The 25,535-nt window shown below is 59.1% G+C and carries 22 protein-coding genes; 17 read left to right on the top strand and 5 right to left on the bottom strand.

Annotated elements, in window-relative coordinates; genetic code table 11:
* Positions 1–67 precede the first annotated feature (67 nt).
* Both GTP46_RS08490 and GTP46_RS08485 read right to left on the bottom strand, forming a co-directional pair.
* Positions 68–859, bottom strand: coding sequence for a cyclase family protein (locus tag GTP46_RS08490; protein WP_202414188.1), 792 nt, complete (start codon positions 857–859; stop codon positions 68–70).
* Positions 860–926: 67 nt separating this feature from the next.
* Entirely contained in the window at positions 927–1,865 is a 939-nt protein-coding gene (locus tag GTP46_RS08485; RefSeq protein ID WP_161006178.1) for a LysR family transcriptional regulator, read from the bottom strand.
* Positions 1,866–1,992: 127 nt separating this feature from the next.
* Here GTP46_RS08485 and GTP46_RS08480 point away from each other — a divergent pair, with 127 nt between their 5' ends.
* From GTP46_RS08480 to GTP46_RS08400, 17 genes are all read left to right on the top strand, one after another.
* Entirely contained in the window at positions 1,993–3,639 is a 1,647-nt protein-coding gene (locus GTP46_RS08480; protein ID WP_161006177.1) for a DUF1302 domain-containing protein, read from the top strand.
* Positions 3,640–3,650: 11 nt separating this feature from the next.
* A complete protein-coding gene (locus GTP46_RS08475) occupies positions 3,651–4,994 on the top strand; it encodes a DUF1329 domain-containing protein (RefSeq protein WP_161006176.1) in 1,344 nt (447 codons plus the stop codon).
* A gap of 11 nt (positions 4,995–5,005) precedes the next feature.
* The gene (locus GTP46_RS08470) at positions 5,006–6,133 is read left to right on the top strand and encodes a YCF48-related protein (RefSeq protein WP_161006175.1); all 1,128 of its coding nucleotides are present in this window, start codon (positions 5,006–5,008) and stop codon (positions 6,131–6,133) included.
* The gene (locus GTP46_RS08465) at positions 6,130–8,493 is read left to right on the top strand and encodes an efflux RND transporter permease subunit (protein ID WP_161006174.1); all 2,364 of its coding nucleotides are present in this window, start codon (positions 6,130–6,132) and stop codon (positions 8,491–8,493) included. The genes GTP46_RS08470 and GTP46_RS08465 overlap by 4 nt, the downstream gene beginning before the upstream one ends.
* A 16-nt stretch (positions 8,494–8,509) precedes the next feature.
* Complete coding sequence (locus GTP46_RS08460; protein WP_161006173.1) at positions 8,510–9,670, top strand: alpha/beta hydrolase family protein; 1,161 nt, start codon at positions 8,510–8,512, stop codon at positions 9,668–9,670.
* A 17-nt stretch (positions 9,671–9,687) separates the two neighbouring features.
* Positions 9,688–10,635, top strand: a complete 948-nt coding sequence (locus GTP46_RS08455) for a VOC family protein (RefSeq protein ID WP_161006172.1) — start codon at positions 9,688–9,690, stop codon at positions 10,633–10,635.
* Positions 10,636–10,644: 9 nt separating this feature from the next.
* The gene (locus GTP46_RS29705; protein ID WP_161006171.1) at positions 10,645–11,604 is read left to right on the top strand and encodes a TetR/AcrR family transcriptional regulator C-terminal domain-containing protein; all 960 of its coding nucleotides are present in this window, start codon (positions 10,645–10,647) and stop codon (positions 11,602–11,604) included.
* A 26-nt stretch (positions 11,605–11,630) separates the two neighbouring features.
* Positions 11,631–12,761, top strand: a complete 1,131-nt coding sequence (locus tag GTP46_RS08445; protein ID WP_161006170.1) for an FAD-dependent oxidoreductase — start codon at positions 11,631–11,633, stop codon at positions 12,759–12,761.
* 15 nt (positions 12,762–12,776) lie between these two features.
* Positions 12,777–13,955: an MFS transporter gene (locus GTP46_RS08440; RefSeq protein WP_161006169.1), complete on the top strand. Its 1,179-nt coding sequence runs from the start codon at positions 12,777–12,779 to the stop codon at positions 13,953–13,955.
* Entirely contained in the window at positions 13,952–14,533 is a 582-nt protein-coding gene (locus GTP46_RS08435) for a cupin domain-containing protein (protein WP_161006168.1), read from the top strand. The genes GTP46_RS08440 and GTP46_RS08435 overlap by 4 nt, the downstream gene beginning before the upstream one ends.
* On the top strand, positions 14,530–15,306 hold the full coding sequence (locus tag GTP46_RS08430) for an SDR family NAD(P)-dependent oxidoreductase (RefSeq protein ID WP_161006167.1): 777 nt from the start codon (positions 14,530–14,532) through the stop codon (positions 15,304–15,306). Before GTP46_RS08435 ends, GTP46_RS08430 begins: the two co-directional genes overlap by 4 nt.
* Before the next feature lie 22 nt (positions 15,307–15,328).
* The gene (locus GTP46_RS08425; RefSeq protein WP_161006166.1) at positions 15,329–16,306 is read left to right on the top strand and encodes a fumarylacetoacetate hydrolase family protein; all 978 of its coding nucleotides are present in this window, start codon (positions 15,329–15,331) and stop codon (positions 16,304–16,306) included.
* Positions 16,303–17,238 (top strand): NAD-dependent epimerase/dehydratase family protein, encoded by a 936-nt coding sequence (locus GTP46_RS08420; RefSeq protein ID WP_161006165.1) that lies wholly within the window; start codon positions 16,303–16,305, stop codon positions 17,236–17,238. The genes GTP46_RS08425 and GTP46_RS08420 overlap by 4 nt, the downstream gene beginning before the upstream one ends.
* A gap of 183 nt (positions 17,239–17,421) precedes the next feature.
* Positions 17,422–18,174 carry an SDR family oxidoreductase gene (locus GTP46_RS08415; protein ID WP_229258846.1) on the top strand — a complete coding sequence of 251 codons (753 nt, stop codon included), beginning with the start codon at positions 17,422–17,424 and terminating at the stop codon, positions 18,172–18,174.
* 42 nt (positions 18,175–18,216) lie between these two features.
* On the top strand, positions 18,217–19,140 hold the full coding sequence (locus tag GTP46_RS08410; protein WP_371869593.1) for a LysR family transcriptional regulator: 924 nt from the start codon (positions 18,217–18,219) through the stop codon (positions 19,138–19,140).
* A gap of 19 nt (positions 19,141–19,159) precedes the next feature.
* Positions 19,160–19,462, top strand: a complete 303-nt coding sequence (locus GTP46_RS08405; protein ID WP_161006164.1) for a hypothetical protein — start codon at positions 19,160–19,162, stop codon at positions 19,460–19,462.
* Positions 19,463–19,568: 106 nt separating this feature from the next.
* Complete coding sequence (locus GTP46_RS08400) at positions 19,569–20,876, top strand: tyrosine-type recombinase/integrase (RefSeq protein WP_161006163.1); 1,308 nt, start codon at positions 19,569–19,571, stop codon at positions 20,874–20,876.
* Positions 20,877–21,425: 549 nt separating this feature from the next.
* Here the strand turns inward: GTP46_RS08400 and GTP46_RS08395 are convergent.
* From GTP46_RS08395 to GTP46_RS08385, 3 genes are read right to left on the bottom strand one after another with little or no spacing between them, the layout of a single operon-like run.
* Positions 21,426–23,060, bottom strand: a complete 1,635-nt coding sequence (locus GTP46_RS08395) for a hybrid sensor histidine kinase/response regulator (protein WP_161006162.1) — start codon at positions 23,058–23,060, stop codon at positions 21,426–21,428.
* On the bottom strand, positions 23,057–23,497 hold the full coding sequence (locus tag GTP46_RS08390; RefSeq protein ID WP_161006161.1) for a response regulator: 441 nt from the start codon (positions 23,495–23,497) through the stop codon (positions 23,057–23,059). Before GTP46_RS08390 ends, GTP46_RS08395 begins: the two co-directional genes overlap by 4 nt.
* Complete coding sequence (locus tag GTP46_RS08385; RefSeq protein WP_161006160.1) at positions 23,482–25,455, bottom strand: ATP-binding protein; 1,974 nt, start codon at positions 25,453–25,455, stop codon at positions 23,482–23,484. Before GTP46_RS08385 ends, GTP46_RS08390 begins: the two co-directional genes overlap by 16 nt.
* Positions 25,456–25,535 lie beyond the last annotated feature (80 nt).

Genomic DNA, 25,535 nt, shown 5'->3' with positions numbered 1-25,535 from the left:
AGTCAACGAAAATCGGACTTCCAGGGTATGGATAGGATGGATACCCGCCATTGGCGGGACCGATAGATCAGGCGTCTTCGAAGATGGCGACGGCGCGGGTCCAGCCGGCGGAAGCGCCACGGATCTTGTGTGGGAAGCAGCTGATGGTGAAGCCGGTTGGCGGCAGCGCTTCGAGGTTGTGCATTTTTTCGAGGTGACAGTAGCCGATGTCGCGGCCGGCCTTGTGGCCTTCCCAGATAAGGCTAACGTCGCCGGTTTCCTGGATTTTTTTTGCGGTGTAGCTGAACGGCGCGTCCCAGCTCCACGCATCGGTGCCAGTCAGGCGTACGCCGCGCTCCAGCAGATACATGGTCGCTTCATAGCCCATGCCGCAGCCGCAGTTGACGTAGTCCGGCTGGCCGTAGCGCGAACCGGCACGCGTGTTGACCACTACGATTTCCAATGGACTCAGGGTGTGGCCGATGCGTTTCAACTCCGCCTCCACTTCCGCCGCGCTGACCACGTGGCCGTCCGGCAGATGGCGGAAGTCCAGCTTCACGCCAGGCTGGAAGCACCACTCAAGCGGCACTTCATCGATGGTGATCGAACGCTCAGCCTCACCCAGTTTGCGGTTCATGGTCGAATGGAAGTGATACGGCGCGTCCAGGTGGGTGCCGCTGTGAGTGGTCAGGCGCACCCACTCGGCAGCGGCAGCTTCGCCGTCCGGGAAGTCGTTGGCCGTAGTCCCGGGCAGCATGTGCATGAACTCACCCAGCGTCTCCTTGTGGGTCTGGTACTCGATCTTCGGCGCCAGGATAGGCGGGTCGGACAGGACTTCGTTTTCCAGATAAATCGAGAGGTCAACAAAACGGCGTGGCATGGTGATTCCTTTCTTCGTATGAATCCGCGCATGCTATGCGTGTGCTGCCGTTTGCGACCAATGCTTTTTATCGATGCATGCTATCGGCCGCGTTGATAGCAGCATCCATCCGCTGCACCGCCTGTTTCAGCAAGCCGCGTAGCCACAGCAGGCCGGGGTCCTGCGTGCGGTATTTGTGCCACTGCATGGACTGGGTCATGCGCGTCATTGGCATCGGCAGCGGCAGGATTTTCAGCGGCAGTCCGCGCGACACCTGCAGCGCAAGTCGCCGGTGTACGGTGGCGATGCGTTCCGTGCCCAGCACCAGATAGGCCGCCGCGAGGAAGCTGTAGGTGTTGACCTCCACCTTGCGCGCAATGCCCGTCTCCTGCATGAAGCGATGTTCGAATGAGCGATCCATGCCCGGTGGTTGCATCACCACATGGCCGGCTTCCGCATACGACTCCATCGTCAGCCCGTTGCGGGCGATGCGGCTCTGGTCCCACACCACGCAGCAGAACTCTTCCTCGAATAGTTTTTCGTCCGGATGATCGGGCGAGCAGTAATCGTGCGGCACCACCAGCAGGTCGCCGTCGCCCTGCTCCAGCGTGCGTTGCGGCTGGCGCGTTTGCGGCATCAGGTGGAAGCGCACAGTGCTGCCCTGCTCCTGCGCCAGCGCCAGGAAATGCGGCATCAGCACCGCCATCGTGAAGTCGGACACGAAGATGCGGAACTCACGGTCCGATTGCGTGGCGTCGAAACTCGGCATGGCGGTGATGGTGGTATCGACCCGCACCAGCACATCGCGCACCGCTTCTCGCAGCAGTTCAGCGCGCGGCGTCAGCTCCATCTGGCGGCCTACCTGCACCAGCAGTTCGTCGTCGAAGTATTCACGCAGGCGCGCCAGGGAACTGCTCAGCGCCGATTGGCTCATGTGCAGCTGTTCGGCTGCGCGGCTCACGCTGCGCAGGCGGAACAAGGCGTCCAGCGCGACCAGCAAATTGAGGTCTAGCTTATTGAAGCGCATTCTGTCTCCTTTTGTTTTATATGTATCGACAGGATCGATACTACGAATGCATGCAATCAATTTTACACATATAAGCGCTGGCGGCAAACTGCGATCTCCAACTACAAAAAATTTAATGGAGACGCAAATGAGAGTATTGCACCTCACCTGGGCGGCTGCCGCCATGCTGGCGGCAGGCTACGCGCAGGCCACGGAACTGGAGTTCGACAATCCCGATTGGAGCCTGCGCTTCGATAACACCATCAAGGCCAGCACCCTGTATCGCCTGCACGACGCCGATGCATCGCTGGTCAACAGCACGCGCCTGCTGGTGCCTGGCGTAGCCGCATCGGCATTCCCGCAAGCGCTGAACTTCAACGCCGGCAACGACAACTTCCGCAACAAGGGCATCGTGTCCAAGCGCGTGGACTTACTGAGCGAGTTCGATGCGGTGTTCCGCAAAGATTACGGCCTGCGCGTCAGCGGCGCCGCATGGTATGACTTCTCCTACGACGGTTCCACCGACGCCACCGATGCACTCAACGGCCAGCAGCCGTACAACGCCTTCCCGAGCGCCACGCGCAAACTGGCCGGCCGCAAGGCTGAACTGCTGGATGCCTTTGTATTCGGCGGCTGGCAGATTGGCGAAGGCCAGAAGCTGACGGCGCGTCTCGGCCAGCACGCGCTGGTGTATGGCGAAACGCTGTTCTTCGGCGATAACGGCATCGCCCGCGCGCAAGGTCCTATCGATGTATGGAAGCTGCAATCGTCGCCGAATGCGCAGTTCAAGGAGATTATTCGTCCCGTGCCGCAGCTCTCCGGCCAACTGCAACTGAGCCAGGATGTGATGCTGGGCGCGTACTATCAGTTCCGCTGGGAGGCCGACCGCATCGCGCCGGCCGGCAGCTACTTCAGTAACGCCAACGCCATCTGGGGTGGCTCGCAACTGCCGGAAGTGATTACCACCAGTGTGCTGCTGCCAGGCGGCGACCGCAAGGCCTCCAATAGCGGCCAGTTCGGCGCGCAGCTCAAGTGGCGGTTGGAAGACACCGACCTCGGTTTCTACGCGGCGCGCTATCACGATAAATCCGGCGTACTGTATTCGCAGCTGAATGTGACCAGCGCAGCGCCGGGCAGCTGGTACTACGTGTTCCCGGATGCGGTGACCACGGCTGGCGTCAGCGCCACCCATTCGATCGGCAGCACTAATCTGTCGGTGGAAGCGTCGGTGCGCAACAACATGCCGCTGACGAATGCAAACATCGTGTATCCGAATGTGCAGGCGACGCCGCGCTATGCGACCGGCCGCACGGCGCACGTCAACTTCTCGTGGCTGAGCAATCTCGATCCCAACTTCCTGTCGCGCGAATCGACACTGGTGGGTGAACTGGCGTGGAACCGCGCGCTGTCCAAGAATGATCCGGACCACATGCTGGACGAGCTGCGCACGCGTGACGCCACGGCGCTGCAAGTGATTTACTCGCCGTCCTATCGCCAGGTGCTGCCGGGACTGGACATCAATGTGCCGGTCGGCCTGCGCTACATCGTTGACGGCTATTCGTCGATTACTGGTCTGGCCTGGGGCGCCAAGCATACCGGTACTGCCTCGCTGGGGCTGGAAGGTGTCTATCAAGGCGTTTGGCAGTTCAGCATCAACTACAACAAATATCTGGGCGGCTCTGAGCCATTCCTCGACTACCGTCCACTGCTGACAGGTGGCCACGCAACCTACACACGCGGCAATCCGCTAGCTGACCGCGACTACGTTGCACTGACCGTGCGCCGCACCTTCTGAGGAGACAAGACATGAACAAACGCTTTACCTTACTGGCCGCGCTGATGGCCGCACTGCCTGCCTTCGCTGCCGTCACTGCTGACGAAGCGGCGAAACTGAAATCGGAACTGACGCCACTGGGTGGCGAGAAAGCCGGTAACAAAGATGGCAGTATTCCTGCCTGGACCGGCGGCTATACCACCGCCATCGCTGGCGACAAGGCCGGTGGCCGTCGTGGCGATCCGTTCAAAGATGAGAAGCCGCTGTATGTGGTCTCGGCCAAGAACGCCGACCAGTATGCGGCGCTGCTGACCGACGGCACCAAGGCGCTGCTGAAGAAATATCCAGAGTTCCGTCTCGATGTGTATCCGACTCACCGCACTGCGGCCGCACCAGCATGGGTGTATGAGAACACGTTCAAGAACGCCACCCGCGCCAAGCTGAATGGCGATATTCCGGCTGGCGCATATGGCGGCATTCCATTCCCGCTGCCGAAGACTGGCGCGGAGGTGATGTGGAATCACATGCTGCGCTGGCGCGGTACGTCGTGGCAGTTCCAGGTCAATCAGTACCAGTTGACAGCGGATGGCAAGGCCGTACTGACCACCTCCGGCACCGGCGACCAGCAGATGCCTTACTACCTGCAGGACGGCACGCCGGAGCAGTTTGCGAAGTCGAATGAGTTCTGGCTTCTGCGCCTGATTAATTCCGGTCCGCCGATCCGCGCGGGTGAGGCGATTGTGGGGCGTACCAATATCGACACCAGCAAGGATCAGGCGTGGGTGTACCTGACCGGCCAGCGCCGCGTGCGCAAGCTGCCGAATCCATGCTGCGATACGCCGACGCCGTCCACGGCTGGCGTGATGAGTTTTGATGAAATCGAGACCTGGAATGGGCGTACCGACCGTTTCGACTGGAAGCTGGTCGGCAAGCAGGAGATGCTGATTCCGTACAACGGCAACAAGCTGCTGCAACCGAAGACTGATGCGGAGGTGTTGGGCAAGGCTTATCTGAATCCGGATCATGTGCGCTGGGAGCGTCACCGCGTTTGGGTGGTGGAGGCGAGTTTGCGTTCGGGCCAGCGTCACCAGGCGCCTAAGAGCCGCTACTACTGCGATGAGGATACCTGGAACTGCGTGCTGGGTGACCGCTGGGATGCCAATGGACAGTTGTGGAAGACGCTGTGGTCGCAGACTTTCGTCGCACCGGATCTGCCGGGGACTGTGATTGGCGCGTTCGGTTTTGCGGATTTGATTTCGGGGACTGGCTTTGTCGGCAACCTGTATAACGCCAAGGCCGCGCAATATCCGCTGAAACCGCGCTATCAGGACAGCGTGTTCACTCCGGATGCAATGGCTGGGGAAGGTGCACGTTGATGTCGCAGTCGATGAAAACTCGTGGGCTGCACCGCAGCCTGCTGTGCGCCACGCTGTCCGCCGCGCTGCTGCCCGCCGTTGGCAACGCGGCGACTTCCGGCCCGGCGACGGCTGCGGCCACTGGTGCGCTTTCGCCCGCCGACGCGCAGAGCCTTGCGCCTGGCGTCGTTGTTGCAGCGCAGTTGCGGCCAGCCGTGGTTTCGCGCAACGCGGCGCAGTCGGTGATGCTAGGCGCGGCGCATGCTGGCCCTCGTATTGTGACGGTCGGTGAGCGCGGCATCATTCTGCTCAGCGACGACAATGGCAAGCACTGGCAGCAAGCCGACGTGCCGGTCAGCGTCACGCTGACGGCCGTGCGCTTCGCCGACGCCCGCAACGGCGTCGCCGTAGGCCATGCCGGCGTGGTGCTGACCACCGCCGACGGAGGCGCACACTGGCAGCGGGTACTGGACGGCCAGCAGTTGGCCGCTCTGGCGGTGCAAGCCGCCAAAGCCGCCGCCAGCGACACTGCACTGCGCGACGCTGAACGTCTGGTCGCTGATGGTGCGGACAAGCCGTTGCTGGATGTCTGCCTCCTGCCAAACAATCGCATTCTCGCAGTCGGCGCCTACGGCCTCGCCTTTGCCAGCGAAGACGGCGGCCGCACTTGGGCCTCGTGGATGGGCCGCATCAGCAATCCCAAAGGCCTGCATCTGAATACCGTTCGCGCCAGCGGCGACACCATCTTGATCGCTGGCGAACGCGGACTCGCCCTGTTCTCCACTGACGCTGGCCGCAGCTTCCGCGTGCTTGGCGTTCCATATCAAGGCAGCTTCTTCACAGCCGAAATCAGCGATGGCAAAACGCTGCTGCTGGCTGGCCTGCGTGGCAACGCATGGCGCTCCACCGACGCAGGCCAGAGCTGGCAACAGATTGCCAGCCCAGTTCCCGTCACCATCACCGCGTCAACAACCCGCGCCGACGGCACGCTCGTCATGGCGAACCAGGCCGGCATGCTGCTCGCTCTGCGCGACCAAGCACTGGTCCCGATCAGCACCGCGCCAATGCCGCCACTGAACGCAATACTGGACCTGAACAACGGCGGCCTGCTCGCACTGAGCATCCAGGGCATCCTCCCGGCCGCAGGAGACAAGCAATGAACCTGCACGACGTAAGCACCGGCGAACTGTCAACCTTCGACACCAACTCCGGCTCCCTGATTGAACGCCTGCTGTTCAACCACCGCCTGCTGGTCGTCATTGCCTGCGCACTCTTGACCATCCTGCTCGGATGGCAAGCGACCAAGCTGACCATCAACGCCAGCTTCGAAAAAACCATCCCGAGCAACCATCCCTACATTGCCAACTACCTGCACTACCAGAACGAGTTGACGGGACTGGGCAACGCCGTCCGCATCGCGGTCGATAATCCCAAAGGCAGCATCTACGACGCCGCCTACCTTGAAACCCTGCGCCAACTGAGCGAAGAAGTCTTCCTCATACCCGGCGTGGCACGCAACCAGATGAAGTCCTTATGGACGCCCGCCACGCGCTGGGTCGGCGTCACCGAGGACGGCCTCGAAGGCGGCCCAGTTATCCCGGATGGCTACGACGGCAGCGCCGCCAGCCTGGCGCAACTCCAAGCCAACATCGCCCGCTCCGGCGAAATTGGCCAGCTGGTTGCCTTCAACGGCAACTCCAGCGCCATCTATGTGCCGCTGCTGGTTAAAGACAGCAATGGTCAACTGCTCGACTACGGCCAGTTCGCCCAGCGCCTCGAAGCCGTACGCGCCAAGTACGAACAACAAGGTGTTCGCATCCACATCGCCGGCTTCGCCAAACTGGTAGGAGACCTGATTGAAGGCGTGCGCGCCGTGCTGCTGTTCTTTGCCATCGCCGTCGCCATCGCCACCGCAATGGTCTACTGGTACACCCGCTGCACGCGTTCGACCGCGCTTGTGGTATTGGCCTCGCTGATCGCCGTGGTGTGGCAGCTCGGCGTGCTGCCGCTGCTCGGCTACGCACTCGATCCTTACTCCATCTTGGTACCGTTCCTCGTTTTCGCCATCGGCATGAGCCACGGTGCTCAGAAAATGAACGGCATCATGCAGGACGTGGGACGCGGCATGCACAAACTGGTGGCTGCACGCTTCACCTTCCGCCGCCTATTCCTGGCCGGCCTGACCGCACTGCTGGCCGATGCCGTCGGCTTCGCGGTGCTGTCCACCATCGACATCGCCGTGATACGCGAACTGGCGATCGCCGCCTCGCTGGGCGTGGCCATGCTGATCTTCACCAACCTGATTCTGCTGCCGATTATGCTCAGCTACACCGGTGTCAGCGCCGCAGCGGCTGCGCGCAGCTTGCAAGCGGAAGCCGCCGACGCTGCGGGCAAAAAACGCCACGCAGCTTGGGCCTTCCTCGACCGCTTCACCGGACGCCGCTGGGCCACCGGTGCGATTGCCGCCGCAATCGCTTTGGCGATAGGCGCTTACGCCCTGAGCACCCAGTTGAAAATCGGCGACCTTGATCCCGGCGCACCGGAACTGCGCGCCGACAGCCGCTACAACCGCGATGTGGCTGCGCTCAGCGCCGCTTACGGCGCATCGAGCGACGTCCTGGCCATCATGGTCAAGACGCCGGACGGCCAATGCTCTCAGTACGACACCCTGAACAAGATCGACGCACTGGAATGGCAGCTACGCCAGATCGACGGCGTGGAAACCTCCAACAGCCTGTCGCTGCTGAATCGCCGCGTGCTGGCTGGCCTCAACGAAGGCAATCCTAAATGGTATGAGTTCCTGCCGAACCAGGACATGCTCAACACCGTTACCGCCGGCGCGCCGCGCGGCTTGTACAACGACAGCTGCAACCTGCTCACCGTCTACGTCTATCTGCGCGACCACAAGGCCGATACGCTGGCCCGCGTGACCACCCACATCGAAGCCTTCGCCGCAGCCAACAACACCAAGGACACGCAATTCCTGCTAGCCGCCGGCACCGCAGGCATCGAAGCCGCTACCAACATTGTGGTGCACGAAGCGTGGCGCAGCATGCTGTTGCTGGTCTATGGCGCAGTGATCCTGCTGTGCTTTGTCACCTTCCGCTCGTGGCGCGCCGTGGTGGTGGCCGTGCTGCCGCTGATGCTGACCTCAGTTATGGCGGAAGCGCTGATGGTGGTCTTCGGCATGGGCGTCAAGGTCGCCACACTGCCGGTGATCGCGCTCGGCGTCGGCATCGGTGTGGACTACGCGCTGTACATCCTCAGTATCACGCTGGCGCAGCTGCGAGCTGGCGCCACGCTCTCCGCCGCCTACTATCGCGCCCTGCTCTTCACCGGCAAGGTCGTGATGCTAACCGGGGTCACGCTCGCCATCGGCGTCATTACCTGGGTCGCCAGCCCGATCAAATTCCAGGCCGATATGGGTCTGCTGCTGGCCTTCATGTTCATCTGGAACATGCTGGGCGCATTGATCCTGGTACCGGCGCTGGGCCACTTCCTGTTCAAGAAAACCAATTAACCACCAAGGAGCATCCATGTTTCGCTACTTCCCTACCAACTACGTCTGGGACCTCTCTGTCAACCTGGCCATCGAAATGGGCGCCAAAATGGGCGAGATCCAGGAGATGTGCGCGCCGCTGCAAGAAGCGGCCAAGCAGCCCGACGCCGCTGGCACCAAAGCCTTCCGCGCAACCTGGGTAAGCATGGCCGACAAGCTGTGCGAACTCGCCGCAGAAGACGAAGCCAAGGGCCGCCTGATTTCGGCCGGCGACAAATACGGCCGCGCCGCCACCTACTACCTGACTGCAGAACGCCTGCAAGCGCACGGCTCGGAGGGCCGCATGGCGCTGTACCAGCGCTTCCAGGAAGTCTTCAACAAAGGCATCAAGCTGGCCGGCGAAAACTGCGAGCGCATTGAAATCCCTTACGGCGATAGCCACATCTCCGGCCTGCTGGTGCGCGCCGAAGGCGTGACTGGCCGCGCGCCGCTGCTGGTGCAGGTCAATGGCCTGGATTCGACCAAGGAGATGAAATACCGCGTCGGCCTGCCACGCTGGCTGGCGCAGCGCGGCGTGTCCTCGCTCATCATCGACCAGCCGGGTACCGGCGAAGCCCTGCGCCTGCAAGGCCTCACCGCCGTCTACAACAGCGAACTGTGGGCCAGCAAAGTGGTCGACTGGCTGGAACAGCGCGACGACGTCGACGCCAAGCGCATCGGCCTGGAAGGCGTGTCGCTGGGCGGCTACTACTGCCCGCGCGCCGTCGCCTTCGAACCGCGCTTCGCCTGCGGCGTGGTGTGGGGCGCGAATCACGACTGGCGCGACGTGCAGAAGAAGCGCCTGCAAAAAGAAGGCAGCTTCCCGGTGCCGCACTACTGGGAGCACGTGCGCTGGGTGTGGGGCGCCAAGGACATGGACGACTTCATGAAAATCGCCGAAAACGTGCACCTCGACGGCGTGGTCGACAAAATCAAGGTGCCGTTCCTGGTCACGCACGGCGAGAAGGATTCGCAGATTCCACTGCACTGGGCCCAGCGCACCTACGACCAGCTGGTCAACAGCCCTCAACGCGAGCTGAAAATCTTCACCGAACGCGAAGGCGGCGTGCAGCACTCCAGCTTCGACAACTCGGCCAACGCCGGCGCCTACATTGCCGACTGGGTAGCAGAAACCCTGGGCGGCCGCACCGCGCTGTGAATCAACAAGGAAAATACATGAACATCATTGGACCAGATGCACTGATCTTCGGTGTCGACGACGTCGCCGCCTGCTCGCAATACCTGACCGACTACGGCCTGACGCCGGTCGGCGTGACCGCAGCCGGCGGCCGCTTCGAAGCACTCGACGGCACCGCCATCATCATCGCCCACCAGAACGATGCTGCGCTGCCTGCGCCGCTGCCAACCAAAACCATGCTGCGCAAGACCGTTTACGGCGTGGCCGATGCCGCCACCCTCAGCGCCATCGCCGAGGAACTGGGCAAGGACCGCGAAGTGCGCCGCCTGCCGGACGGTTCGATCGAAGCTGCAGACGACATGGGCTTCGTGCTGGGCTTCCAGGTGACGGTGCGCCGCGCCATCAGCGTGCCCGCCGAAACCATCAATGCTCCCGGCGCACCGGCGCAGCGTGCGCCTAACGCGGTGGCGGTCAGCGAAGACGCGGTGATCGTGCCACGCACCTTGTCGCACGTGGTCTACTTCGTGCCGGATGGCGCCAAGGCAGAAGCCTTCTACGTCGAGCGCCTGGGCTTCCGCTGTACCGACCGATTGGCCGGCGCCGGCCCGTTCCTGCAGCCTGCCGGCACGCTGGACCACCACACGATGTTCATGATCCAGACCCCGCCCTTCATGCAGGGCTGCGAGCACTTCACCTTCCACCTTGGCGGTCCGACGGAACTGATGCAGGCCGGTACCCGCTTTGTCAACAAAGGCTACCAGTCGTTCTGGGGGCCGGGCCGCCACAAATTCGGCTCCAACTGGTTCTGGTACTTCAACAGCCCACTGGGCTGCCACGTCGAATACGACGCCGACATGGACCTGCACGACGCCAACTGGAATGCCCGCACCGCACCGATGAGCGCCGATGCTTCGCAGCTGTTCCTGTTCCAGTCGCGCGAGAAGTGGGCGCCGGCCGGTGGCCCGCCACCGGGCGCACCGAAGTAAGGACGCGAGATGCCGGCTTCCACCTATCTGTGCCGCATGGCCGAACTTCCCGACGGCGATTCGCGCGGCTTTGATCCCGACAACAGCGGCCAGGATAGCCTGTTCGTGGTGCGCCAAGGCGGCCGCCTGTTCGGCTACCGCGACCAGTGCCCGCACTATGGCGACACCCCAATGGCGTGGCGCCGGCATGCCTACCTGAACGCGGATGGCAGCCGCATTGTCTGCGCCGCGCACGGCGCCCTGTTCGCGGTGGAGGACGGCACATGTGTGCAAGGCCCCTGCCTCGGACAGGCGCTGACGCCAGTGCCGCTCACCATCAACAGCGACGGCGAAGTTCACCTGATGCGCACCAGCGGCCGCCCGCGCGCGGACGACGTGGAGCAGCGCACGCGCGACCTGATACAGGTGGCGGCAGAGCTGTTCATGGCGCAGGGCTATGCCCACGTCAGCCTGCGCACCATCGCGGCAGAGGCACGGGTAGCGGCGCGCACCATCTACGCCAAATTCGGCGGCAAGCTCGGTTTGTTCGAAGCCGTGGTCGCGCATGAACGCGACCGCATGATGGATACGCTAGACGAACAGCTGCCGGGCAAGCGTCCGCTGGCCGAGATGCTGGATGACTTCTGCACCCGCTACCTGGCGCTGGTGAATACGCCGCGCGCCATCGCTACCCAGCGCATGGTGATTGCGGAAGCGGTCCAGAATCCACAACTGGGCCGCGTGTTTTACGACGCCGGACCCGGTGCGCTACGCGCCCGCCTCACCGGTCTGTTCTCGCACCCACAAGTGCAAGGCGAATTCCGTCCTGGCCTCAGCCCGGAACAACTGACTAACTTCCTGCTCTCATGCCTGCTCGGCGATGCGACGCAGCGGCTGCTGCGCCAGCCGGAACAATCACAAGACAATCAGGCGCATGCCGTACAGGCAGCGCTGGCCGCGTTCTTCGCGGTCGCCGGTAAGCCGGTATAAATAACACATCATTCAAGGAGACCAACATGACTTCACCAGTAAAAAAGATCCTCATCATCGGCGGCGGCTTTTCCGGCATGGCTGCCGCCATCCAGTTGCGCAAACAGGCGCTGGACGTCGATGTGGTTGAAATCGATCCGGGCTGGCGCTCGTACGGCGCAGGCATCAGCTTGGGCGGCGCCACGCTGCGCGCTTTCAAAACGCTGGGCATTCTGCCGCAATTCCTTGAGCGCGGCGCGGCCGACGACGGCGTCGATATTTTCCTGCCGCACGGCCCGAAGGTCGCCAGCTTGCCGACGCCGCGCATCGCCGGTCCCGACGTGCCAGGCGGTGGCGCCATCATGCGCCCGGTGCTGGCCAAGATCCTGTCTGAAGCCACCATCGCCAGCGGCGCCAATGTGCGGCTGGGCTGCACCTTCACCGCGCTGCGCCAGCATGGCGACGGCGTAGAAGTGACTTTCACCGACGGCAGCACCGTCAACTACGATTTGGTGATCGGCGCGGACGGTTTGTATTCCAAGACCCGCGCCGCCATCATGCCGAATGCGCCGCAGCCACAGTACTGTGGCCAGGCCGTATGGCGCGCAGTGCTGCCACGGACGCCGGGAATGGACCGCGCCAGCATGTGGCTCGGCCCCAAGATCAAGACCGGCCTCAATCCGGTGTCGAAGGACGAGATGTATTTGTTCGTCACCGAGGACCGCGAAGATAATGTGATGATCGATCCGAAGGACTTCCCTGCCATGCTGTCCGCACTGCTGGCGCCTTTCCCGGCGCCGCTGATGCAGCAGTGCCGGGAGCAGATCAGCGAGCATGCGCAAATCGTCTACCGTCCACTGGAATCGCTGCTGGTACAGCAGCCGTGGCATCGCGGCCGCGTGGTGCTGATCGGCGATACGGTACACGCCACCACCCCGCACCTGGCGTCCGGTGCCTGCATCGGCATCGAGGATGCGCTGGTACTGGCCGAGGAACTGGAAAATGCCAGCAATGTGGAACAGGCGCTGGTGCAGTTCGGCGCACGGCGCTGGGAGCGCTGCCGCATGGTGGTGGAGAACTCGGGCCGCCTTGGCGAGATCGAAATCACCGGCGGCGACAAGGCGGAACACGGGCAGATCATGCGCGACACCCTGGCCGCGCTGGCCGCGCCAATCTGATTCCGGGAGCACGTCATGCGCAATCACGATTCCAGTAGCGAGAACTGGCGCGGACGCATCGCGCTGATGGTGGCCCACTGTGCCGGCATGGTCGACCTGGTGGCACTGCCGGTATGGATGGGTGCACTGATCGCCCGCTATGGCCTGCCGCCACAGCAGGCTGGCACGCTGGTGACGCTGTTCCTGATGGGCGCAGTCGGCAGCAGCTTGTTCTGCGCGCCGCGCTTCCAGCGACTGCGAACACGGGCCGTGGCCGCAGGAGGTTTCGCGGTGGCCGCGCTGGCGTTTGGCGGCGTGGCTGCCACCAGTGACTACGCGGCGATGGCCGGCCTGCATCTGCTGGCTGGCATGGCAGCGGGCAGCGCCTTGAGCGTCACGCACGGCACGGTAGGCCAAAGCGCCAATCCACACCGCATGTTCGCCCTGTGCGGCATGGCGCTGGGCGTGTTTGCCATCATCTTCCTCGGCGCACTGCCGGAGATCGTCGCAGCCAACGGCGGACCGGCATTGTTCATCGCGTTGGCCATCATCATGCTGGCAGCTTCCGTCAGCAGCGCCCTGCTGTTCCCGCGTCGCAGCGCACGCCCACAAGCCGCAGCTGACCCACGCGCCGGCGCCGGGGCTGCGGCCACGCAGCCAATCAGCAGCGCGGTGTGGTTCGCGGCGCTGGGCATCGGCTGCATGGGATTGGTGCAGGCAATGATGTTCAGCTTCCTGGAACGCATCGGCGCGGATCGCGGCTACAGTGCCAGTGCCGTCACCGGGGTCCTGATCGCCCTTGGCATCGTCAACCTGTTCCCCGCCCCGCTGGCAGCACTGCTGGAAAAACGCTGGCCAGCGCGCTACGTGGTGTTGGCCGGCCCGGTGGCGCAGGCGTTTCTCGCGCTGACCATCTCCCACGGTAGCACCTACGCCAGCTATGCCGGCGCCGCCGCAGTCTTCGCCGCCGTCATGATCTTCACCCACACCTTCGCCTTCGGCCTGGTGGCGCAACTGGATCCCGGCGGCCGCGCACTGAGCGCCACCCCGGCCATGCTGATGGTGGGAGCTGCTATCGGGCCTGTGCTAGGCGGCACGCTGGTGCAGCACGCCGGCTACGCCATGCTGGGCACCGCCGCCATGATTATCGCCACCATCGCCGTGGTCTGCTTCGCCCGCGCCGGCCAACGATATACCTTAAGGAGTTTGCAATGAGTTTCCCTTCCATCCACCGCGTCGTCACCGGCCATGACGCCGACGGCAAAGCCATCGTCACCGCCGAGGGCCCACTGCCCACCGTGATCGAACTGGCGGCGATTCCAGGCACCGTATTCCATGAAGTTTGGAGTACCGCCGCCACACCGGCAGTGGTCAGCAACGCAGCCGATCCGAGCACCGGGCCGCTGGTGCTGCCGCCGCCAAAGCACGGCACCCGCATTCGCTTTGTCGACATCCCGCCCGACACCGAAGAATACCTGGCCCATGGCGCTAGCCGCATGCAGGACGCCTTCAGCGAAATTGGCGACGCCGCCGCCTCCACCGTCAAAGCCAACTCGCCGCATCCGCTGATGCACCGCACCGAGTCGATCGATTACGGCATCGTCATCGAAGGTGAACTGACACTGGTGCTGGATGATTCGGAAGTCCAGCTCAAACCGGGCAGCGTGGTGGTCCAACGCGGTACCAACCATGCCTGGGCCAACCGCTCCAACGCGCCATGCCGCATGCTGTTCGTACTGATTGATGGCGCCTACGACCCGGCCGTCGCCGCTGCATTGAAGCAGCGCGCATGATGCAGCCCTTGTTCGACCTGCGCGGCCGTGTGGTACTACTGACCGGCGCCACCGGCGGCCTTGGCGTCGCAATCGCGCAGGCCATGGCCGCCCATGGCGCCACCCTGCTGCTGTCCGACCACAACGCCGCCGATTGCGAAGCGCTGGCAAGCCTGCTGCGCGCCCACGGCCATCACGCCGACACGCTGCCTTGCGACCTGTCGCAGCAGGACGACGTCCGCCAGCTGGCTGCAAGCGCCCTGCAACATCACGGGCAGATCGATGTCCTGGTCTGTAACGCCGGCATTCAGGGCCCTGCCGGCCCGCTGGATGCAGTCAGCCCGCAGCAGTGGAACACCGTCATGGACATTAACCTGCGCAGCGCCGCCACCCTCAGCGCCTTGCTGATGCCGGCGATGGCCGAATGCGGCGGCGGTAGCGTAATCCTCATGTCCAGCATCGCAGGCCTGCGCGGGAATAAGGCTATCGGCTTGTATGGCCTGTCCAAGGCTGCACTGGCACAGCTGGCACGCAACCTCGCCGTTGAATGGGGGCCGCGCAATGTCCGCGTGAATGCCATCGCTCCCGGTCTGATACGGACGCCGTTGGCGGCCAGCCTGCTGGCCGACCAAACCTTCATGACGCGCCGCATGGCGCAAACACCGTTGCGCCGTCCCGGCGAACCGCACGAAATCGCCGGCGTGGCCGTCATGCTGGCCAGCGCCGCTGGCGCCTTCATCACCGGCCAGACGCTGGTGGTTGACGGTGGCACCACCATCAGCGACGGCAATTGATAACCTGGATAGAAAGCACACCATGAAATTCGCTACCCTGAAAGACCAAACCCTCGACGGCCGCCTGCTGATCGTCTGCCGCGACCTGACCCGCTGCGTTGACGCCAGCAGCATCGCACCATCGTTGCTCCACGCGGTCCAGCACTGGGCCGAGGTGGAAGAACCACTGCGCCAGCTGTACGACAAGCTGAATAGCGGCGTCACCGCTGGCCAGCCGTTCAATCCCTTCCTGTGCACCGCGCCACTGCCGCGCAGCCCCCAGTGGTGCGATGGTTCGGCCTTCCTCAATCACGCCAACTTGATGGAGCAAGCCTTCAAGACGCCGCCAATTCCCGACCTCGAACGCATCCCGTTGATGTACCAGGGCGCCAGTGACGACTTCCTCGGCCCGTACGACGACGTGCCGCTGCCAAGTGAAGCCGACGGCATCGACTTCGAAGGTGAATTTGGCGTTATCCTCGACCACGTCGCCATGGGCAGCACGCCACAGCAGGCACTGAATCAAGTGCGCCTGCTGGTGCAGCTCAACGACTGGAGCCTGCGCGCGATGGGCCCGCGCGAAATGCGCAGCGGCTTCGGCTTCCTGCAAGCCAAGCCATCGACCAGCTTCGCGCCTATCGCCGTCACGCCCGATGAACTGGGCGATGCGTGGCGCGACGGCCGTGTACACCTTGAGCTGCACGTGGAATGGAATGGCGCGCACTTCGGCCATCCGCATGGCGGCCAAATGAGCTTTGGCTTCGGCGACTTGATCGCCCATGCGGCGCGCACGCGCCGGCTGTCGGCCGGCACCATTATCGGCACCGGCACGGTATCGAACACCAGCCGCGAAGTGGGATCGGCCTGCATCGCCGAACGGCGCGTGATTGAGATGATCGACTACGGCGACGCCCGCACCGGCTTTATGCGCTTCGGCGACCGCGTGCGCATGCAAGCGCGCTTGCCGGGCACGGACGACGGCCCGTTCGGCGTCATCGAACAACAGGTTGTGCAAGCATGAGCCACATCGTCATCACCGGCGCCAACGGATTCGTGGGCCAGGGGCTGGTCAAGCGCCTGCTCGCACAGTCCGACCACACGCTTACGCTAATCGATCAGAAATTCGACAACCAGCCGCTTGATCCACGCGTGCGCTGCATAGAGGGTTCGTTTGGCGATGCGGCCGTATTGGATGCGGCACTGAAGATCCCTGTCGATACAGTATTTCACCTGGCCAGCGTACCCGGCGCGCTGGCCGAGCGCGAACCTGCGCTGGGCTACCAGGTCAATTTACAAGCCACGATAGCACTGGCGCACCGGCTGGCGGCCCGGCCGCGCCCTGTTCGGCTGGTGTTTGCCAGCTCGGTCGCGGTATATGGCGCGCTGGGGACAGAGGCAGTGCATGAAGACCAGCCGGCGCGCCCTGCCCTGAGCTACGGTGCACACAAGCTGATGGCGGAAATCGAACTGGCGGACCTGAGCCGGCGAGGCACGCTGGATGCAGTAAGTTTGCGCCTGCCCGGCATCGTCGCGCGGCCGCCGTCGGAGTCCGGCCACGGCTCGGCCTTTATGAGCCTCGTAATGCACAGGATCGCCGCAGGCCAGCCCTACGTTTGCCCGGTCGGGCAGAAGGCCACTGCCTGGTGGATGTCGTTGCGCTGCTGCGTCGACAACCTGCTGCATGCAGCCACCATGTCTACCGCCGCCGCGCCATCGGCCCGTGTCTGGCAGCTACCGGTACTGCACCTGAGCATACGTGAAGTGCTGGACGCACTGACCTGGCGTTACGGCCCGCAGCGCCGCGAGTTAATCAGCTTTTCGCCGGACGAGCGCATCGAAGCCCTGTTCGGCCGCATGCCGCCACTGCACACGCCCGCCGCCCTAGCCGCCGGCTTTCGCCACGATGATGGCGTCGACCAGTTGATTGTGGCAGCGCTGCAAACAAGTGGCTGAATAATCCCGCGCGATCACGTTTTCAAGCTATGCATTTAATCATTTTTTGATTAAATGCTGCTCGGATTTAGCCAATTCCGAAAAAATTTGATGAGATCTAAGATTTGTATCAAGCAAAACAAGCGACGACCAGTTCTTGTATTGCGATACAACTCAATTATTTTGACTCATTCAAAGGAAAACATGATGACGAAACTTCATGGCAAAGTGGCATTCATTACTGGCGGCACGTCAGGTATCGGACTGGAAACCGCAAAGCTGTTCCAGGCAGAAGGTGCCCATGTGGTGCTGGTTGGTTCGAGTACTGAACGTCTGATCGAGGCAGGCAAGGCGCTCAGCGGCAAAGCGCTGCTGATCCAGGCCGACATCCGCAAAGTGGCTGACATCGAACGTGCTGTCGAAGAAACTCGTACCAAGTATGGTCACATCGACGTGGTGTTTGCCAATGCCGGCGCCAGCACGGTTGCGTCTCTCGATGCGGTTACCGAGGAGTACATCAACGACAACCTCGCGTTGAATTTCACCGGCACGTTCTTCACGATCCAGAAAACAGCAGCCCTGATGAATACGGGCGGTAGCGTCATCGTGACGACCTCCTTCCTGAACACGATCGGCTATCCTGGCCTGTCGATTCTGGCCGCCGCCAAAGCCGCCACGCGTTCCCTGGTACGTACACTGGGTGCCGAATTGGCGCCACGCGGCATCCGCGTGAATGCGGTCAGCCCAGGGGCGATTGCGACGCCGTTCTATAGTAAGATCGGCCTGCCTGACGACGTACTGGCCCAGGTGGCTGCCGGCATTACCGATAAGGTCGCGCTAAAGCGTTTCGGTGACCCGGTCGAACTGGCCAAAACAGCGCTGTTCCTGGCAAGCGACGACTCCTCCTACACCACCGGAACTGAAATGGTGGTTGATGGTGGCCTGACCCAGTTCTAATATGCAGCGACGATACGTCGCATTTTTTTTGTGGTGAGTGACGTGGACCGACTAGAAGCGATGGCAATGCTGGTTTCCTCCATTGAAGAAGGTAGCTTGTCGGCCGCTGCCAGAAAATTGGGCATACCGGTTGCCACGCTCACCCGGAACGTCAATGATCTTGAAGCGCTAGTGGGCACGCGGCTGATCATCAGGACCACCCGGAAGCTCGCGTTGACCGATGCGGGCACTGAATACGTCGCCACCGCAAAGCGTATTCTTGAAGATGTGGATGAATTGGAGCGGCGTGCTGCCGGTGAGTTCACTACCCCGCGCGGAGAGCTAGTCGTCACCTCACCGGTGCAGGTCGCACGCCTGCGAGTGCTGCCGGTCATTAACCAATTTCTCGCCCTATATCCTGAGATTCGCATACGGCTGGTGCAGTCCGACCGGGTTATTGATCTGGTCGATGCACACGCCGACGTAGCAGTTCGTGTTGGACGTCTGCGTGATAGCAGTCTGGTTGCTGTTCGAGTCGGAGCACTACGCGTGGTGACGGTAGCCAGTCCGGCTTTTCTGGATAAATACGGCCAGCCCGAGACGCCGGAAGACTTGCACGGTTTACCTTGCGTTGTATTCGATAGTCCCAGCCTGTCGCCATGGCGCTATCGTAGCCAGGATACTGGGCAAACATCGACCGTTGCCGACGTACCGAGGTTGCTCGTTTCGTCACCGGACGCGGCAGTTGATGCTGCAATTGCCGGAATTGGTGTGACGTTCATCCTCGAACACGATGTGCATGACGCCGTAAGCGCGGGGAAGCTCAAGTACATTTTGCAAGAGTTCGAAGTAGATCCAATTCCGGTTCACCTGGTATATCTCTCCCGCGAAGGGATGCCGGTAAAGCTGCGGCGATTCATTGACTATGCTGCACCACAACTTCGTGAATTGCTTGCCGGTTTCGGGCGGAGCCCATCAAAGGAGTAAGCGACTGCTGTTCAGCGTAATGGGTGAGCCGGCCAAAACAACATTTGTGGTCGTCGAAGAGATGAAGTTTGAAAGCGGTAGCTTCAGCGGCGCGACCACCCCGGAATACTGGGAACAATGCGTGTCATTGATCGCCCGGATTGCCATTAACACGCCTGTATCAGAACGGTCAGCAGTGGATTGGGCCATGTTTTCGCCAGGAGCTTTGGCGGCGCGGATAGAGGCGCGCTTGGAGCAAATGGCCACCAAGGCCGATCTGGCAGAAAAGGCCTCAACCGTCGCCAAAATGACAAAAGCCTGCGACTTTGCGCAGGCTTTTTAGAATTCTGGTGGGAAGTGCAAGTTTCGAACTTGCGACCCCTGCAGTGTGAATGCAGGGCAAACGCATCTCCACGGATCCCTGCGGAACTGCTCTCATAGGAGAAAGCTTGATTAATGTCCGCCCACATTCGCCAGTTTACGCTAAAGTTTTTCGTACTTTTTTCGTACTCAATCCCTGCCAGCAGCAAAGAGCAATCACGTTCATTATGGCAACCAAGTTCAAAATCGACACGGTCGGCGCCAGAGCCAAACTGCGGCTGCGACGCGAACCCTACTGGCATCGCATCCGAACCGGAAACTATCTTGGCTACCGAAAAATCTCCGATGAATCGGCCGGTAGCTGGTTGGTTCGTTGGCGCACTGCTGGTAATCGGCAGCGCTCTCAACCGCTTGGCACCTTTGAAGAAATACCAGCCTTTCAACGGTTTGATCACGCCTTAGCAGAGGCAGAATCCTGGCTGCATCCGCAGCATCGCGAAAAAAGGCAGCCCAACGACGTCATTCCCAATGTCTTAGCCGTTTGCCTGGCTTACGTTGAAAAAATTCGCGACGAAAAAGGAAATACCGCTGCAGACGAAGTACAAGCACGGTACCGCAATTGGATTGAGCCAGATCCAATTGGGTCCATTATTTTTCGTGAACTCACCGCCGACGACGTCAAAGCCTGGCGCGCACGCATGATTAATACCCCGGTGCGGGGCAAGGCCGGTAAAGCCAAACCACGCTCCCTGGATACCGTCAACCGTGATCTGGCACCGGTACGCGCCGCCTTCAACCAAGCGCACGCCCAGCACTTGGTCGATTCAGATGCGGCATGGATAAACGCGCTAAAGGCATTCAAGGACGTCGCCAAGTCGCGTGACGTATATCTGGACGTGGGACAGCGATGCGATCTGATCGACAATTCGGCCGCCGATTTTGCTAGATTTGCAACGGGATTGTCCAAGTTGCCGGCTAGGCCTGGTGCCTTGGCTCACCTGAAGGTGGGTAGTTTCGAATCCAGGCTGGATGTTCTCACGATAGGCAAGGACAAAGCCGGCCGTGACAGGAAAGTCAAACTTCCCAAGGCTCTCGCCGACTTCATACGTGAGATAGCCGGTGACCGCCCCGCTGACGAACCGCTATTTGTGCGCGAGTGTGGCGAGCCTTGGGACAAAGAGTCTTGGAAGCGCCATCTACGTAGAGCCGCTAGCGCAGCCAGCCTGCCAGACGGAACAGTCTTGATGGCCCTACGTCATTCCACCATTACCGACATGGTCCTCGCCGGCCACAATCTGCTAACCATCGCGCAGATTAGCGGTACATCGGTGGGAATGATTGAGAAGAATTATGGCCATTTGCGGCCTGAGGCCGCTGTTAGCGCACTTTCGGCACTAACGCTGCTACGTCCTGTCATGGATACCGGTCTTGAATAGAACCACGGCCCGACGTCAACTCGGCTTCAGGGAAAGCCATACATGAGCGCCATTCGATTATCAACGAGTCTGCTTCCGCCCCAAGCGCTGACATTAGCGCACGGGCGAGGCACTGGAAAAGAAAAAGCCCTGAAATCGGAGGAATACCAGCTCGCTTTATTAATCAATAAATAGGCGGTGCTTGATATCAAGCGTCAAGTCAACATCAGGGCGGAGATTTCAAGTCTGCGCGCACAGAGGAATTAAAGATAACTTTAATTTTATGATTATCCCGCAAGTAGAATTTATCAGGAATTCCAGCACCCGCGGCTATTCCCCAGGCTATTGACCATCGCGCCGCGCGTATTTTCTCGCTGGTTTCTTTTACCTTAATCAATCGATCAATGGCCATTCCCATTCTTAATAGAGCATAAGATCGCCAAGTTTTTTCGAAATGTATATTTTTTACCATTACAAAATTCATTAAATAAAAATATTAGAGTGCCATCAAACCAATTGAAAATAATAAAATTATTTAATATTACCCCCATATTGCAAAAATTAAAATTATTAGTAAATATCTTCGATGACATTTAATGGATCACACGGAAATTTAATTTTAACAAGTACTCCGCCTGATTGACGATTTGCGATACCAATTGTTCCCTTGAGGATGCCTGTTACTAGATTATGAGCAATAGTGAGCCCTAAACCCATACTGCCTTGGCCAAGCTTGGTCGTAAAGAACGGGTCGAATACCCGTTGGCAAAAATCGCTCTTAATACCGATACCATTGTCGCCAATAGAAATAAAAATCTCACTATCGACGCGCATAGCTTTGACTTCGACAATTCCGCTGGTACGCCCTTGAAAGGCATGTTGCATTGCATTCATTAACACTGCCGAAATTACCTGTTCTAAATGTCCGGCACTCATAAGTTGAATCGATTGGTCTATTTCCGTCTCACATTTAATCTCCACGGAAGATCTTAAATTTAGGGTGGCATCGATACAAGACTCAATAATTTCACCAAGATTAACGACACGCTTAGCGTGTGATACCTGGTCCACCGCAATCTGCTTAAATCGATCGATCAAATCCGCTGCGCGGCTGCTATTTCTCAATGCCATCTGAGCATTTTCGCGCCATTGCACTAGCTGTGATCTCAAGCCGCCACGAGAGATAGCTCCTCGATCTAGCTGATCAGAGAGAGTTTCAAGCTCATCCGACAATGTGGATATCCCAAGTACAATGTTACCTAGCGGTGTGTTGAGTTCATGGGCTATACCGGTGACTAGCACCCCCAATGCAGCGAGCTTTTTAGATTCCGCTAAATGATCTAACGCTGCACTGAGTTCAGCCGTACGTTCGCAAATTTTACGTTCCAAATCACCATTTAACTCCACCAAAAGCTGCTCATTTTTTTTTTGCAGTGAAATATCAGCGTGAGTAGAAATTATTCTTGACGCTTTTCCATCTAGTCCTCGTTCTACCACCATTCCTCTGTTTAGAACCCATCGCCAGCCGCCATCGTGGTCTTTAGAGCGGAACTCCGCGCGATAGCGCGTAGCACGATGTGTGATACATTCGTCCCAGGCCAGCTCAACTTGATTAATGTCGTCCGGATGGATTAATGATTTATGATGTTCAAAATTCCCTAACATGTCGATGCATTGGTATCCATGCATCGAAAGCCAACATGAAGAATAAATCACCTTGGCTTCAGCGATATTCCAGTCCCAAACACCGTAGCCAGAGCCTTCCAAAGCAAAATTCCACCGGGCCTCAGACTCCTTAAGCGCAATTGAAAATCTTCGGCGATCTTTCCGTGTGGCCGCGTCTCGTATCTCACGCTCGACAGCAGGCACAAGCCGCGACATACTCGCCTTCATCACGTAATCATGGGCTCCAGATTTCATCATGGCAACCGCTGCCTCTTCCCCTATATTATGAGAAATAATAATAAAAGGAATGTCGCGTGCGCTTTGTCGCAGAATATTTAAAGCGGCATCAGCAGAAAATCCAGGGAGACTGTAGTCTGATAAAATAAGGTCCCAATCACGGTGCGTCAACTCAGCCCTGAATTCCGCCTCTGTTTCAACGCGCGCGCTGAGCACAGCGTATCCCGCCTTAGTTAAAATGCGTAATATAAGCGATGCATCGCTTTCACAATCCTCAACCACCAGAACGCATAAAGAATTCATCCAGTCCTCGGACCTTCATTTATCGCAAGCCAGTATAAACCCACCGTCTTGATTACATCTAGAAACTGAAAAAAATCAACGGGCTTGCGAATATAACTGTTTACGCCCAAGTCGTATCCGGCACCAACGTCGGCCTCCTCTTTGGACGAGGTCAAAATGACCACGGGAAGCCGTTTTGTACGCTCATCATCGCGAATACGTCGGAGTACTTCCAAACCATTCATGCCTGGCAAACTAAGATCAAGCAAAACGATAATTGGCGTATCCTGCACGTTTCGTCCGGTCCAAGTACCCTCTCCAAACAGGTAGTCCAAGGCCTCTTGACCGTCTTGCGTGACAACCAGTTCATTGGCGATATTATTTTTTTGAAAAGCTCGACGCGTTAAATCGCTATCACTAATGTTGTCCTCCACCAGCAAAATTACTTTTGCACCCACTGTGCATCTCCTAACGTAAAATAAAATTTTGCGCCATCACCAACCGAAGACTTTGCCCATATATGCCCAGAGTGACGCGATATAATTCTTTTGACTGTGGCCAGTCCAATCCCCGTACCAGGAAATTCTGAAGCGCGGTGAAGACGCTGAAACACGCCGAACAGCTTGCCTTCATATCGGGGATCAAAACCGACCCCATTATCCTCAACAACAAATGCATTCACTATTCCGCCATCAGGTAAGGGCGTCATTTCTTGATAAAATTTCACCTTGGGGGATTTTTTTCCAGTAGTGAATTTAATTGCATTCTCAAAAATATTCTGAATAACAATTTCCATTAATACTTTATCGGCGCTCGCCACCATGCCCGGCGCTATTTCAAATTCAATTTTTTGAACATCTTGAGCAAGTCGTTGCACTATTTCCAGACCGATTTCGCTCAGGTTCAATGCGCTCGGCGAAATCTGGGATCTTCCCAGCCTGGATAGTTCAAGCATTCCGTCGATCAGAAGCCCCATGCGTTGGCTCTCGCTACGAATGCGACTCAGATGACTCATCCCCTCCTCGCCCAGGCCTTGATGGCAGTCTTCCAGTAAAGCGAGACTCCAGCCATCTATTCCACGTAAAGGGCTTCTAAGATCATGTGATACCGAATAGCAAAATGCCTCCAGTTCGCTATTTGCCGAACGCAACTGCTTTGTCCGCGCGGCAATTTTTCGCTCCATGGTGGCGTTCGCCATTTTTAATTCGTTTCGTGCAAGTTCCGTGGCAGCCAATAACCCAAGCATCTCCTGCTCAGCGCTTTTTCTCTTACTGATGTCGGTATGAGTACCGATGACTCTTAGCGGTCGGCCATCCGGGAAAAAATCAATTACCTTTCCTCGACACATGATCCATTTCCAGCTGCCGTCTCCACAAAAAAATCTAAGCTCTACCGCAAACGCGGGAGTGATTCTGGCGATAGCATCATTTATGCACGATTTTGCAATCTCGATGTCTTGTGGGTGTACCAGAGAATAATATCCTTCTACAGCATTGCCGATTTCGCTGTTACTCAATGCCAGCATTTCCAGCCAGCGTGCCGTATAAAAAGTCTCATTGGTATCAATTCGCAGCTCCCATACACCATCGCCAGCCCCCTCCAATGCAAACTTCCAGCGCGCTTCACTTTCCTGAAGCTCTTCATAAAGCTCAGCCTGCTCCATGTCCTGCAAATGACCTCGATTAACCGCCAGTGTTACACGTCGGGAAGACCAGGCAATACCGCATAAACCAACAATCCAAAATCCAAAATGGGTCAGCGCCAGATTATTGCGAGTTTCACTGATTTTTTGAAAATATTCCGAGAGTGGAAAGCTGCCTCCAGTGCCTCCTATAATTTCTCCTACTGCGAAACCCGAGCTGGAATGACATTTCATACAACCGGATTCGAGTTTCATCGCACGCAGATAGCGCAAAAACGGTTTCCCACCATCCTCGGTGATTTGCCACGATTCACGCACGGGCTCCGAATTAAACCGTTTCAGTTGCTGTATTTCCCAACTGTCTGGCGCGTTAGCAGGATTAAGATGTTGGAGCCCGACAATTCTCCCTCGCACACCATAGTCTGCAGCATATCTATCCATCACTTGCCGCAAAACGGCCGCTGGATTGATAAGGGTGAACTCTCTTCCGTCCGTGCTTTTAAATACGTGTCCCGGAACATGATCGAGCCATTGGGCCGGAGCTTGCTCCGGCCCAACTTCTAAATATATACCACCATGATCTGTGGCCCAGCGGCGGAAGCTGATGTCTTTGTTGAGATTTGTTCGCGCCTCTGCATATGCGGCATCCATCAGGCGCTGCTTTATTTCCTTGTTACTCCAAAAATAAGAACCGGATATCAGGCAAGACCAAAGAATGACAGCCCCGAAGGTTATCCGGTAAATATTCGAAAGATTTCGACTGTAATTTTTCATCTAAAAGCACGATTCTTAATAAGAATGACCCACATCAAACAAATAGCATTGTTGAAAAAATTGAATTTAGCAGGAATGAA

This window comes from Duganella flavida, assembly GCF_009857445.1.
GTDB lineage: Bacteria > Pseudomonadota > Gammaproteobacteria > Burkholderiales > Burkholderiaceae_D > Rugamonas > Rugamonas flavida.
Note: the sequence above shows the minus strand (reverse complement) of the source record. Positions and strands in the feature narration are given on the sequence as shown.

Excerpts from the sequence above, each read along its gene's own strand:
- GTP46_RS08420 (WP_161006165.1), top strand. The coding sequence starts at position 16,303 with ATGAGCCACATCGTCATCACCGGCGCCAACGGATTCGTGGGCCAGGGG.
- GTP46_RS08475 (WP_161006176.1), top strand. The coding sequence starts at position 3,651 with ATGAACAAACGCTTTACCTTACTGGCCGCGCTGATGGCCGCACTGCCT.
- GTP46_RS08490 (WP_202414188.1), bottom strand. The coding sequence starts at position 859 with ATGCCACGCCGTTTTGTTGACCTCTCGATTTATCTGGAAAACGAAGTC.
- GTP46_RS08455 (WP_161006172.1), top strand. The coding sequence starts at position 9,688 with ATGAACATCATTGGACCAGATGCACTGATCTTCGGTGTCGACGACGTC.
- GTP46_RS08445 (WP_161006170.1), top strand. The coding sequence starts at position 11,631 with ATGACTTCACCAGTAAAAAAGATCCTCATCATCGGCGGCGGCTTTTCC.
- GTP46_RS29705 (WP_161006171.1), top strand. The coding sequence starts at position 10,645 with ATGCCGGCTTCCACCTATCTGTGCCGCATGGCCGAACTTCCCGACGGC.
- GTP46_RS08395 (WP_161006162.1), bottom strand. The coding sequence starts at position 23,060 with ATGAATTCTTTATGCGTTCTGGTGGTTGAGGATTGTGAAAGCGATGCA.
- GTP46_RS08470 (WP_161006175.1), top strand. The coding sequence starts at position 5,006 with ATGAAAACTCGTGGGCTGCACCGCAGCCTGCTGTGCGCCACGCTGTCC.
- GTP46_RS08480 (WP_161006177.1), top strand. The coding sequence starts at position 1,993 with ATGAGAGTATTGCACCTCACCTGGGCGGCTGCCGCCATGCTGGCGGCA.
- GTP46_RS08460 (WP_161006173.1), top strand. The coding sequence starts at position 8,510 with ATGTTTCGCTACTTCCCTACCAACTACGTCTGGGACCTCTCTGTCAAC.
- GTP46_RS08425 (WP_161006166.1), top strand. The coding sequence starts at position 15,329 with ATGAAATTCGCTACCCTGAAAGACCAAACCCTCGACGGCCGCCTGCTG.
- GTP46_RS08405 (WP_161006164.1), top strand. The coding sequence starts at position 19,160 with ATGGGTGAGCCGGCCAAAACAACATTTGTGGTCGTCGAAGAGATGAAG.
- GTP46_RS08440 (WP_161006169.1), top strand. The coding sequence starts at position 12,777 with ATGCGCAATCACGATTCCAGTAGCGAGAACTGGCGCGGACGCATCGCG.
- GTP46_RS08385 (WP_161006160.1), bottom strand. The coding sequence starts at position 25,455 with ATGAAAAATTACAGTCGAAATCTTTCGAATATTTACCGGATAACCTTC.
- GTP46_RS08485 (WP_161006178.1), bottom strand. The coding sequence starts at position 1,865 with ATGCGCTTCAATAAGCTAGACCTCAATTTGCTGGTCGCGCTGGACGCC.
- GTP46_RS08415 (WP_229258846.1), top strand. The coding sequence starts at position 17,422 with ATGATGACGAAACTTCATGGCAAAGTGGCATTCATTACTGGCGGCACG.
- GTP46_RS08435 (WP_161006168.1), top strand. The coding sequence starts at position 13,952 with ATGAGTTTCCCTTCCATCCACCGCGTCGTCACCGGCCATGACGCCGAC.
- GTP46_RS08430 (WP_161006167.1), top strand. The coding sequence starts at position 14,530 with ATGATGCAGCCCTTGTTCGACCTGCGCGGCCGTGTGGTACTACTGACC.
- GTP46_RS08465 (WP_161006174.1), top strand. The coding sequence starts at position 6,130 with ATGAACCTGCACGACGTAAGCACCGGCGAACTGTCAACCTTCGACACC.